Source organism: Bradyrhizobium barranii subsp. barranii (assembly GCF_017565645.3).
Lineage (GTDB): Bacteria > Pseudomonadota > Alphaproteobacteria > Rhizobiales > Xanthobacteraceae > Bradyrhizobium > Bradyrhizobium barranii.
This window is the reverse complement of sequence record NZ_CP086136.1, coordinates 7,872,768-7,884,663: the sequence shown is the minus strand read 5'-3', so window position 1 is coordinate 7,884,663 and position 11,896 is coordinate 7,872,768. Positions and strand designations below refer to the sequence as shown.

General features: G+C 65.3%; 11 protein-coding genes. 8 read left to right on the top strand and 3 right to left on the bottom strand.

Going from position 1 to position 11,896, the window contains the following annotated elements; translation table 11 throughout:
- The first annotated feature begins 5 nt into the window (after positions 1–5).
- The 6 genes from J4G43_RS38380 (at position 6) to J4G43_RS38355 (ending at position 6,075) form a co-directional block, all read left to right on the top strand.
- Positions 6–2,018: a serine hydrolase gene (locus J4G43_RS38380; RefSeq protein ID WP_225005355.1), complete on the top strand. Its 2,013-nt coding sequence runs from the start codon at positions 6–8 to the stop codon at positions 2,016–2,018.
- Positions 2,019–2,203: 185 nt separating this feature from the next.
- The gene (locus J4G43_RS38375; protein ID WP_208088103.1) at positions 2,204–3,685 is read left to right on the top strand and encodes a DUF1800 domain-containing protein; all 1,482 of its coding nucleotides are present in this window, start codon (positions 2,204–2,206) and stop codon (positions 3,683–3,685) included.
- 2 nt (positions 3,686–3,687) lie between these two features.
- Positions 3,688–4,938 carry a DUF1501 domain-containing protein gene (locus J4G43_RS38370; RefSeq protein WP_208088102.1) on the top strand — a complete coding sequence of 417 codons (1,251 nt, stop codon included), beginning with the start codon at positions 3,688–3,690 and terminating at the stop codon, positions 4,936–4,938.
- Positions 4,939–4,968: 30 nt separating this feature from the next.
- Positions 4,969–5,136 (top strand): hypothetical protein, encoded by a 168-nt coding sequence (locus J4G43_RS38365; protein WP_208088101.1) that lies wholly within the window; start codon positions 4,969–4,971, stop codon positions 5,134–5,136.
- A 152-nt stretch (positions 5,137–5,288) separates the two neighbouring features.
- Entirely contained in the window at positions 5,289–5,804 is a 516-nt protein-coding gene (locus tag J4G43_RS38360) for a septal ring lytic transglycosylase RlpA family protein (RefSeq protein WP_085401556.1), read from the top strand.
- Positions 5,805–5,919: 115 nt separating this feature from the next.
- Positions 5,920–6,075: a hypothetical protein gene (locus tag J4G43_RS38355; RefSeq protein WP_166343542.1), complete on the top strand. Its 156-nt coding sequence runs from the start codon at positions 5,920–5,922 to the stop codon at positions 6,073–6,075.
- A gap of 314 nt (positions 6,076–6,389) precedes the next feature.
- Here the strand turns inward: J4G43_RS38355 and J4G43_RS38350 are convergent, their stop codons facing one another.
- The 3 genes from J4G43_RS38350 to J4G43_RS38340 form a co-directional block, all read right to left on the bottom strand.
- On the bottom strand, positions 6,390–6,695 hold the full coding sequence (locus J4G43_RS38350) for a hypothetical protein (protein WP_208088100.1): 306 nt from the start codon (positions 6,693–6,695) through the stop codon (positions 6,390–6,392).
- Between the two features lie 111 nt (positions 6,696–6,806).
- Complete coding sequence (locus tag J4G43_RS38345; RefSeq protein WP_208088099.1) at positions 6,807–7,079, bottom strand: hypothetical protein; 273 nt, start codon at positions 7,077–7,079, stop codon at positions 6,807–6,809.
- A gap of 133 nt (positions 7,080–7,212) precedes the next feature.
- Positions 7,213–9,903 (bottom strand): flavin-containing monooxygenase, encoded by a 2,691-nt coding sequence (locus J4G43_RS38340; RefSeq protein WP_208088098.1) that lies wholly within the window; start codon positions 9,901–9,903, stop codon positions 7,213–7,215.
- Positions 9,904–10,093: 190 nt separating this feature from the next.
- Here J4G43_RS38340 and J4G43_RS38335 point away from each other — a divergent pair, with 190 nt between their 5' ends.
- Positions 10,094–10,342 (top strand): hypothetical protein, encoded by a 249-nt coding sequence (locus J4G43_RS38335; RefSeq protein WP_063979742.1) that lies wholly within the window; start codon positions 10,094–10,096, stop codon positions 10,340–10,342.
- An 81-nt stretch (positions 10,343–10,423) separates the two neighbouring features.
- Positions 10,424–11,896, top strand: coding sequence for a carboxylesterase/lipase family protein (locus J4G43_RS38330; protein ID WP_208088097.1), 1,473 nt, complete (start codon positions 10,424–10,426; stop codon positions 11,894–11,896).

Genomic DNA, 11,896 nt, shown 5'->3' with positions numbered 1-11,896 from the left:
GCGGAATGAGACTCGTCGCATCGATGTGGGCGATTCCCGTTGGACTGTGCCTGTTGGGGACCGCGTTCGCCGATGACCTCGCGACGCCGGGCGATGCAAAAAGCCTGGGATTCTCGGCCGCGCGTCTGGCGCGGATCGCGCCGTGGTATCAGGCGCGCTTCGATTCTTTCTCGCCGTCGGACGGCCTTTTGCCCGGCGCGGTCGTCGCAATCGCGAAGGGCGGCAAGCTCGCCTATTTGCAGGCCATCGGATTTCAGGACCGCGCCAAGACCGTCCCGATGAAGACGAATTCCATCTTCTGGATCGCCTCGATGTCCAAGCCGGTGGCCAGTGTCGCCGCCATGATTCTGGTGGATGAGGGCAAGCTCGACCTCGACGCGCCCGTCTCGCAATATCTGCCGGAGCTTGCGAACATGCGGGTCGCTTTCCAGAAGGCGGACCCGGCGACAGGCGAAATGGAGTACGGGCTCGGTCTGCCAAAACCAGCAAAACGTGCGATGACGGTTCGCGATCTGTTGCGCCATACGTCTGGCCTGATCTATCCGGAGCTCGATTTTGCCTACCCGGAACGGGGCCTTGCCGACGCAAGCGCCGACTTCGGGATCCGGACGATCCATGGGCTCTACGCCTTGAGGGCCGTGCGGAGACGCGACACGACGTTGGCGGAATTCGTGTCGAGCCTGGCCCGCCTGCCGCTCGCGCACGAGCCCGGCGAGGTCCATGAATATGGCTGGAGCGCCGAAGTGCTGAGCCGGGTCGTTGAAGTGGCGTCCGGTCAGCCCTTCGATCAGTTCCTGGAGAGCCGCATCTTTGGGCCGCTGCATATGGTCGACACCGGCTTCTTTGTACCGAAGGAGAAGCTCGATCGGCTGGTCGATTTTCCCATGCCGGAACGGCCGCCGATCTGGGATGTCACGACGCCGCCAAAGTTGTTTTCCGGCGACGGCGGACTCGTATCGACCGCGCCCGACTATCTCCGCTTTTGCCAGATGCTGCTCAATGGCGGCGAGCTCGATGGCGTGCGCGTGCTCAGCCCGCATGCGGTGAAGCAGATGACGACGAACGCACTGCCATCGGGTGTCACCATCTTCGGAGGTGACGAGGTTGGCGCCCGCGCGGGAACAACCTTCGGGCTTGGCTTCGCCATCCGCGCCGATCCGGTCCAAAGCTGGATACCGGGAGCGGTTGGAAGCTTTTCCTGGGCTGGACATTGGAGCACGTATTTCTGGATCGATCCGGCCGAGCAATTGATCGGCGTACAGATGGTCCAGGCGACGCCCGGCAGCAAAGCGCGCCAGGCGGTGCTGTATTCGGGGATCAATCACCTCGTCTATGGCGCATTGACGATTCCCGAGTCGACCGCCGTCCCGCCGGCTGCGCCGGTGACCCTGAGCCCGGAAGCGCTCGCCGATTATGCCGGGACCTATGACTTCGGCGCCACGGTGAGCTCGCGTGACAGGCAGGGCCTGGCCGATGGCAAGACCGGATGGCTTGGAATCGGGAATTTCGTCGCCATGGAACAGGAGGGGCTGAGGATCAACAAGCCGAACCCTGGCGGCGGCCCCGCAACCAAGGCCGGTGTGACGGCGGGTGACCTCATCACTGAAATTGACGGCGCGCCGCTGAGAGGCCTCGCGCTCGCCGATGTCCTGGCCAAGCTGCGAGGGCCAGCCAACTCGACGATCAAGATGAGGCTCGTCCACAAGGGGCAAGACGGCGTGAACGACCTCAGTGTCGTGAGAGCCGACCGCCGTGTCAATTCGGTCCGGCTTCAGGTTCGCGTCGCGGAAGGCAAGCTCGTCGCGGGAGCGACGGGGGTCTGGCCGGTCCTCGAATTCGAGAAGGGCAAGGCGACCTCGTTCGTGGCGACATCAAGCAACGAATTCACCGCAGCCGACGAAGATCGTACCCGGATCGCTTTCGTCAGGGACGCCGCGGGCAAAGTCTCTGGGCTCATCTTGAATCCTGGGCCTTGGGAGCAGCACGCGGCGAAGATCGCGCTCGGGCCGAATTTCTAGGCCTCTCACGCGCGTCCGCCGGGCAGCGGATGCGCGCTTGTTCTACCGAGATAGTGCAGCGGCGTTTTCAATCCCGGCTTGCGCAAGCCGATCTCTAGTGCTACGGTCTGTAGCATTACGGTTCGTAGTCCGCACGCGGCAACATCGCGCTGCCGTCGGGTGGCTCGGAGAATTGGGCGTTCGCCATGAGCAATTCTGCAAAGGCTGAAGCGGTGCTGGCGCTTCATCGGTTCGGGATGGGGCCGCGACCGGGATCACTCGCGGCTGTCGGGACCGACCCGCGCGGCGCGTTGATCGCAGAGCTCGATCGGCCGCTCGCATTGAGCGCCGCCGCCAGCCTTCCCACCAGTGCGAAGGCCTATCGCACAGTGGCCGATGCCAATGCACGGCGAGCCGCGCGCGCCAAGCAGGCGCAGCAACAGGCCAAGAAGCAGCAGGTGGCTGCGGTGCCAACTGCTCCGGGTGACCAGGCTCAGGCTCAGGCGCAGACCGAGGGGCAAGCGCCAGCACAGGGCCAGGAGAAGGATGCTGCCGAGATGGCGGCCAAGCAGGCAGCCGACGCCGTTCCCGATCCCGGCCGTCCGATCTACTTGCAGGAAGCCAAGCTGCGCACCGAAGCCGCGCTCGCCGCCGACATCGGCTTCGCCGAGCGGCTGGTGTGGTTCTGGTCCAACCATTTCTGCATCTCGGCCTACAAGATCCAGAGCATGTCGGGTGCTTACGAACGCGAGGCCATTCGCGCAAATGCGCTCGGCCACTTCGTCGATCTTCTGCTGGCGGTCGAAGGCCACCCGGCGATGCTGTTCTATCTCGACAATCTGGGCTCGATGGGCGCGAACTCGATCGCCGGCATCAACCGCAGCCGCGGCCTCAACGAAAACATTGCGCGTGAGATCATAGAATTGCACACGCTGGGTGTGCGGACCGGCTACACTCAGGACGACGTGATCAGCTTCGCCAATGTGTTGACGGGATGGACGCTTGTTCCTCCTGGAGACAATCCGGAGCACGGCGGCGAATTCACCTTCAACCCGCGGCTCCACGAGCCCGGCGGGCAGACGGTGCTCGGCAAGCGTTACGAGCAGGAGGACGCCGAGCAGGGCCGCGCCGTGCTGCGCGACCTCGCTGCGCATCCGGCGACCGCGACCCATGTCGCAACCAAGCTCGCACGGCATTTCGTGGCCGACGAGCCGCCTCCGCCACTCGTCGAACAAATGGCGAAGACGTTCCGCGACACCGAGGGCGATCTCAAGCAGGTCGCGATTACGATGGTCTCGTCGGACGACGCGTGGCGCGGGTCGCCGTCAAAACTGAAGCGTCCGAGCGAATGGGGCGTTGGCATGGTGCGCGCGACGGGGATTACGGTCGTCGACCCCACGCGTTTCACGGCGGGCCAGGAGCTGCTCGGCGAAGGGCTGTGGCGGCCGTCGGCGCCCAAGGGCTATCCGGATGACGAGGCAAGCTGGATCGATGGCATCGGTCGGCGGCTCGACATCGCCAACAATTTTGCCGAGCGCGTGGCGGCCACTGCTGATCCGCAGGGGATCATCGAGGACGTCTTCGCATCGCAGATCGCGCCCGAAGTGAAGCAGGCGGTCGGCCGCGCCGAGAGCCGCCAGCAGGCGCTGGCGCTGCTGTTCATGTCGGCAGATTTTCAGAGGAGGTGAGCATGGGCTTCGACAATCATTTGCCCACGCGGCGCGAACTTCTGGTCGGCTCCGGTGCGCTGTTCGCGTGGAGCCAGATGCCGCGGATCGCACGCGCCGAAGGGCGCGATCCGCGCCTTCTCGTCGTCGTCCTGCGTGGCGCGCTCGATGGTCTCGGTGCGGTCGCGCCGGTGGGCGATCCCGACTGGGTCGGCCTGCGCGGCGATCGCGCGCTGGTGCTGGACGGCAAGCCGCCGGCATTGCCGCTCGATTCCTTCTTCGCGCTCAACCCGGCGATGCCGAACCTGCACCGGCTCTACAAGACCGGCAAGGCCGCAATCGTCCATGCCGCCGCGACGCCCTACCGCGAACGCTCGCATTTCGACGGCCAGGACGTGCTGGAGAGCGGGTTCACCAAGCCCGGTGCCACCGCATCGGGATGGCTCAACCGCGCGCTGCTCGCGACGGAGTCGGGTGGGCGCGTCGATCCGCGCGGCAGCCGTGCGCTCGGCATCGGCTCGGTGACGCCGCTGGTGGTGCGCGGCTCGGCGCCCGTCATGACATGGGTGCCGCAAAAACTGTTGCCGGCGAGCGAGGACACGCAGAACCGCCTGCTCGATCTCTACCAGCACACCGATCCAAAGCTTGCGACCGTGCTCCAGGCACGCATGAAGCTCGCCTCGCTCGGCGGCGCGCCCGGCACGGGCGATCCGATGTCGGACGATCCGACATTGATGCCGCCCGGCATCGCGCGCGTGCGCGCCTATTTCGCCGAAGCCGCCGGCACCGCCGCGCGCTATCTCGCCAAGCCCGACGGCCCGCGCGTCGGCGCGATGGGCTTCGTCGGCTGGGATACGCACATCGCGGAAGGCGCAGCGTCAGGCCAGCTCTACAATCTGCTCGGCGCGCTCGACGGTGCGTTTGCCGCGATCGAGAGCAACATGGGCGAGGTGTGGGGCGAGACGGTCGTCGCCGTCGTCACCGAGTTCGGGCGCACCGCGCGCATCAATGGCACGCAGGGCACGGATCACGGCACGGGCACGGTCGCCTTCCTCATTGGCGGCGCGCTCACCGGCGGCCGCGTGATCGCGGACTGGCCGGGACTGAAGTCCGCGCAACTGTTCGAGGATCGCGACCTCAAGCCGACCACCGATCTCCGCGCCGTGCTGAAGGGTCTGCTCAGGGATCATCTGCGCGTCGAGGAGAAGGTGCTGGCGGATGCGGTCTTCCCCGGCAGTGCTGACGTCAAGCCGATGGGAGGCCTCGTCGGCTGACGGCGCGGCCTTCGCAACCGGATCGGGTCCATGATGTGCACACTGACGCAACGGGAACTCGACTTTCTCGCCAGCCTGAAAACCGGCTGGCGGCGGCTCTATCGGCGCGAGCCGATGCGGCTCCTGCAGGGTGACACCGAGGCGAGCGACGCGCAGCCGGAGACGCGCTCGATCGTCTGGCGCGTTGTATCGGGTTAGTTTTTCGCGAGTCTGGCTCGACTTAGGACACGCCACTGTGGTGGAATCGCCACAGCCGGCGCGAAACGGTCGTGGCCCTAAGCCTGCTTTCCTTCAGCCAAGGTTCTGCCCTCATTGCCCGCCGAAACTCCGGGCAGTTCGGAGGGCGTACCATGTCTCGCATTGCACGTGCCGAAAGTGCCCGAATTTCCCTCGCAAGCTCATGCCGGTTGCTGCTCGCCATCGTCGGTGCCGCATCGCTCGCCGCCTGCGCACAATCGCCGGTCGGCCGCCAGAAGGCCGATCTTGGCACCAATCGGCAGGCTGCGGTCCAGCGGCCCCATAGGGTAGCGGCCTTGCATCCGCGTCCGATCAGCCGGGTACGCGTCCCCGACCGTGACGCAAAGCAAACCGCTTCGCACGGCGTTGCCAGCTTCTATTCGGACACGGAGACCGCGAGCGGCGAGAGGTTCGACAAGAACGAATTGACCGCGGCGCATCCCAGCCTGCCGTTCGGCACGAAGCTGCGCGTCACCGACGTCTCCTCAGGCCGCTTCGTGACCGTCCGGGTCAACGACCGCGGGCCTTATGTTCGCGGACGCGTGGTCGATATCTCGCCGTCCGCGGCCGAGGCGCTCGGCATGGTCGACAAGGGCATCACCAATGTCCGGCTCGACGTGGTGCGATAGAACGCGATTCATTGACTTGAGCCGCCCCGCTTAACCGAGTGTTAGTCGCCCTGACGCACCATGGCTGCCCAAACAAGTCGGGGCTCCAATTTGGGGTCCTCGGGGGAGGCGGCGTTTGAACACGATCCAGTATCTCGAAGATCAGGCCGCGCGCGCCGAGCGGCTCGCCAAACGGATCACGGATACGCTGACGATCGAAAAGCTCCTGACCTTCGCCGGCGAACGTCGCCGCGAAATCGAGGTCATCGCCGGCAGGTACCGGCGCGCCTGATAACCATGCACTGAACGCATTCGCCCCTTGCTGCGAGGCGCGGAACTTCTGTTCGTCTCTGGCGTCATGTCAATGATGAATGTGGAGGAGGAAGTCATGGGTTTTGGACGAGGTGCTTTGCTTTGGCTGCTTGGCGTGCCGCTGCCGATCGTTCTGCTGCTGGCGTTGTTCTGGCACCACTGATCCGGCAAAGCGTGGAGTGGTTTTCCGATAAGATCATGCTCACACAATAATGCTGCCACACGAAAAGCGCCGCTTCCGCGGCGCTTTATTTTGCTTGCGATTTGGAGCGTATCGACGAGGACGGGGCGCGGTCAGGTATGACTCTCGACGAAGTCGCTGAGATAGTCGGGAAGCCGGACGCCATCGATGTCGCAGCGCGCCTTGATCTCGCCGGCGATTTCGGTCGAGATGTCCTTCATCCAGTGCTCGAGCGTGTTGAACGAGATCACCTTGATCGGATCGTTGAAGCAGCCGGCGACGAGCTCGCCGATGGTGGCTTCAAGATCGCTTCGTTCGATGTGGATTTCAGTCGCCTTGTCGCGGCGATCAATCACCACGAACAGGGTCTGGTCTGCGCCATAGGGCACGACCGCGGATGGTACGCCGGCTTCAAGCATCTTGGGGCTCTCGTCTCGACTTTCGATCCCGGTTAACGGGAAAATCCGGTAGAAGGTTCCTGCCTAATGAAAAGCTTGTCGCGCGCGTGCAGCTTCCGCGTCTGCACGCAATCAGAGAAATTCTCTCAACCGCGATAGCTCGATGACGTGCTCGGGCGAGAGGATATCGGTGACCAGCGGCGGCTGCGCAATCGTGTGAATCTCATAGAGATGCCTGGTCGTGGCCGGCTTCTCCATGAAGGCCGATATGCACTGGTCGAGTGTACCTTCGCTTATCGGATAAGAATCCCTGTCCGGTCGGCGCTGGTTCGCAAGCGACGGCCATTTATGCAGGGTTGCAGGCGCTCCGAAATCGACCTTTGAATCCGCAACCACGTCTCCCATCGTCCCGCCTCACGCAACAAAAATTGCCCCAACACGCGGATCTGCGTGCCGGGGCCCACACCTATCACTGCATCTTAATGCCAAGCGCTTAACGCAGCAGCCGGGAAAAGGTTCCCGGCCGCCTTGTCGCAAATCAGCTCGCGGCCGCCGCGATTCTGTGGCCCGGGCTGGCATGAGCGTGGCTATCCTCATCGCCGCGGCCGACTTCCGGCGGAAGCCCGGCGAAGCGCCGCAGGGCTTCGGCCATCTGCACCCGGCCTGCTACACCGGTGATCACCACGTCGACCATCGCAAAGGACGAGTGGAAATGGCCGCGCGCCCTGAGTTGCTCGACCGGGACGCCGGCGGCCGCCATTGCCTCGGCATAGGCGATGCCCTCGTCGCGCAACGGGTCGAATTCACAGGTGACGACCAAGGCCGGCGGCAGACCGGCGACGTTGCCGCGCAGCGGCGAGACGCGCGGATCGGTGCGGTCGGCCGGTGAGCAGTAGAGGTCCCAGAACCAGTACATCAGCGAGCGCGTCAGGAAATAGCCGGTCGCGTTGTCGTTGTAGGAGGGCCGGTCGAAGGTGCAGTCGGTGACCGGGCAGACCAGGAGCTGGCCGGCGATCTCAGGCCCGCCGCGATCGCGCGCAAGCTGGCAGGTGACGGCGGCGATGTTGCCGCCGGCGCTCCAGCCCGCGACCAGCACCGGGCCCGGCCTGCCGCCAAGCTCTGTCGCGTGCTCGGCGATCCAGCGTGTTGCCGCATAGCCGTCCTCGGCCGCGGTCGGGAAACGATGCTCGGGCGCGTGGCGATAGCCGACGCTGACGAACATCATGCCGGTCCGCCGCACCAGATCGCGGCAGAGCGGCTCGTCCGATTGCTCGTCGCCGAGCACCCAGCCGCCGCCGTGGAAATAGACCACGACCGGATGCGGCCCCGGCGTTGCCGGCTTGTAGATCCGGTAAGGCAGCGGGCCGTCCGTGCCGGGCAGCGTGCCGTCGACGATATCGCCGATCAGCCGTCCCGCGGGCCGGCCCTTGTTGAACTCGTTGACGAAGGCGCGTGCGCCGAGCGCGCCCATCGACTCGATCGGCGGCAGGTTCAGCGATGCCAGCAGGTTCAGCACCAGCCGCACATCCGGCTGCAGGCATACCACCTCGCCGTCGTTGCATTGCGCGGCGCCGTTGGGGCCGGTCAGCTTGAAGCCGAGCATGCCGCGGGCCGTGACCTCGTCGCAAATGCTGCGATAGGGGCCGACGCCGCCGGTGTAAGGCATCAGGCCCTGCACCTTGCCGGGGACGTTGGCGCCCGTGTACCAGGTGTTGGCGAGCCGGTGCAGGGTCACCATCGAACAGTCCGTCATGTGCCGGCCCCAGCCGGCCTGCGCGGTCTCGGTCGGCTCGATCGTGGTGAAGCCGGCGTAGCGCAGCGCAGCGATGCGGTCGACGACCCAGTCGACATGCTGCTCGATCGACACCGCCATGTTCGACAGCACCGACGGGCTGCCGGGCCCGGTGATCATGAAGAAGTTGGGGAACCCTTCGACCGTGACCCCGAGATAGGTCTGCGGCCCCTGCGCCCAGACATCGGTCAGCGACTTGCCGCCGCGTCCGGTGATCGGATGCACGGCGCGGATCGCGCCGGTCATGGCGTCGAAGCCGGTCGCGAACACGATGACGTCGACATCGACGCTGCGCCTGGCCGTCGTGATGCTGTTCGCGGTGATCGCCTTGATCGGCTCCTGGCGCAGATTGACCAGCGTGACGTTCGGCCGATTGTAGGTCGCGTAGTAATTGGTATCGAGGCAGGGGCGCTTTGCGCCGAAGGGATGGTCGTGCGGCATCAGCGCCGCCGCCGTCTCCGGATCCTTCACGGCAGCGCCGATCTTCTCGCGGATCAGCTCGCCGATCAGCGCATTGCCGTTGAAGTCGACGCCCTGGTCGGCCCAGAGCTGCGTCAGGATGTGGACGAGGTCGCCGGCGGCCCAGGCACGTTCGAACCGCTCACGACGCTCGGCATCGCTCAATTGCCAGCTCACGACGGTCTGCTGCGGATAGGGCACGCCGGTCATCGACTGTCGCGCCTGCTCGCGATAGGCCGCGCGGTCGCTCTGGAAAATATCCATGCGATCGGATGGCGAGGGGCCGTTATGCGCCGGCAGCGCGAAGTTTGGCGTGCGCTGGAACACGGTCAGATGCGCGGCCTGCTCGGCGATCAGCGGGATCGACTGGATGGCCGACGAGCCTGTGCCGATCACGGCGACGCGCTTGCCGGCGAGATCGACGCCGTCATGCGGCCAGCGCCCGGTGAAATAGACTTTGCCCTCGAAATCCTTGACGCCGTCGATCTCCGGCGGCTTCGGCGCGGAGAGGCAGCCTGTAGCCATGATGTAGTGGCGGCAGGAGACCGGCGTGCCGCTGCTCGTGGTGAGCTGCCAGCGCTCAGTCGCTTCATCCCACTTGGCTTCGGTGACCTTGGTCTTGAAGCGGATGTCGCGGCGCAGATCGTAGCGGTCGGCAACGAAGCCGAGATAGCGCAGGATCTCGGGCTGGGTCGCGTATTTCTCCGACCAGGTCCACGCGTTATCGAGCTCGGGATCGAAAGTGTAGCTGTAGTCGATGGTCTGGATATCGCAGCGGGCGCCGGGATAGCGGTTCCAGTACCAGGTGCCGCCGACATCGCCGGCTTCCTCGAGGGCGACCGCCGTGAGGCCGGACTTGCGCAGGCGATGGAGAAGATAAAGGCCGGCAAATCCGGCGCCGACCACGGCAACGTCGACTTGTTGGGCTGTTCCACTCGCCGCTTTGGACTCACGTGCGGCGACCATTGCGTCTGGCATGGTATTCCTCCCGTGTCTTTTGTTTTGCCGGCAGGCTATCGCCGCAGGCTTGGCTTGTCATCAGGACAGGTACAATCTTCGGTAGTCGTTTGCGGCACCATCGTGACCGCGCGAAGGTTGCCGCGATACACGCACCGCGATGCACAACCGCCGGGATTGTCCGGGCTAATCAGACCACATCCTTCTGTGTATGCTTGCGGTTACAAGCCACGCGTACCAACCGGACGTCATGACAGAGTTGAGCGAGCGGACGAAAGCCAACATGGACGTCGTCCTGGAGCAGACGTGCCGCCAATTGCCGCACGGCGGCGATCACGACAGCCGCAGGTTCATCGCCGAGCGCCTGATCGAGGCGGCGCAATCAGGCCATTCCACGCTTGGTGAGCTCGGCATCGTCGCACGCCGCGCGCTGGCGGAGATCGTCGCCAAGGGCGGCTAGCCGGCGCCGCCGAGCTTGCCTCACCGCGGGCCGCAGACGTAACCTGTCGAGGAACCTTTTGGCGCATCGAGATCCCCCAGGATGCGACTCCAGTTTGCGCTCGTTGTGGCGTCTTCACTCCTTTGCTGGGACGGTGCGGCCGTCGCTCAGGCGGTCGGGCAGTTTCCGTTCGCGCTGACGCGTGAAGGACAGATGCTCGGTGCGGTCGAGGGCGAGGTGGCGTCGTTCAAGGGGCTGGTCTACGCGGCGGCTCCGGTCGGCGCACTGCGCTGGCGCCCACCGCAGGCAACGGCCGAGAACCCCGAGATGCGCACCGCCTATGAGTACGGCGCGCCGTGCCTTCAGCCCTCGCAGCCTGATACGAGCGAGGACTGCCTCACGCTCAACGTATTCCGTCCCTTCGGCGTCGACGGCCCGCTGCCGGTGATGGTCTTCATCCATGACGGCGGCTTCGTCAGCGGTACCGCGAACGATCCGCTGTTCGACGGTGCAAAGCTCGCGCAAGCCGGCCTCATCGTGGTCACCGTGAATTATCGTCTCGGCGCGCTCGGCTGGCTCACTCATCCCGCGCTGTCGGAAGGCGGCTCCGGAAATTACGGCCTGATGGACCAGATCGCGGCGCTGCATTGGGTGCACGACAACATCGCCGCCTTCGGCGGCGATCCGAACAACGTCACCCTGTTCGGCGGCGGCGCAGGCGCGACGTCGATCGCGCTGCTGATGCTGTGTGCGCAATCGCGCGACCTGTTCCAGAAAGCCATTCTGCAATCGCTGCCCGGCCGCGCGCGCCTGCGCCCGGTGCAGGAGGCGGAGACCATGGGCCGGCAATTCGTGGCGGCGCTGGGGCAGCAGGCGGATTTGCGCGTCGCCGCGCCGGCGCGGCTGCTTGCGGCCGAACAAAGACTGCTCGCCAAATCCGAGCGCAGCTTCGCGCCCGCGATGGATGGAATCCTGGTGCGCGAAGACGTGGCCGCGGGATTTGCAGCAGGACATGAAAGCCGCATTCCACTTATGATCGGCTCGAATGACGACGAGACGCGTTTCGACGGCGAGCGGGAGATCAAGGAGACGCTGGCGTCCTCGGGCGAGAGCAGCGATGAGTTGCGCCAGCTCTACCCTGATATCGCCAGACCATCGGAGCGCGCAGCCAGATTCTACACCGACAAGGTTTTCTCCGAGCCGGTAAGGCTGCTTGCCCGCCTCCATGCGGCAACCGGTGCGCCTACGTTTCGCTATCGCTTCGCCTACGTGACCGAGGCCCGGCGCACAAATCCCGACGAAGGGCACGGGCGCGAGTTGCAATTCATCTTCGGCGCGGAAGGCGTGCCCGGCGCGGGACCGCTCACATGGGGGGATCGCGAGGTCGCGAACCGCATGCGCGGTTACTGGATCAACTTTGCGAAGACTGGCAATCCCAACGGCCCGGATCTGCCGCATTGGGACGCGGCCGCAGGCCGCGATCGCCTGCTGCTGATCACGAACGATCGCATCGCGAGCGGAGACGACCCCTGGTCGGATCGCCTGGACCGGCTTGCAAGTGAGAGCAGAAAATGA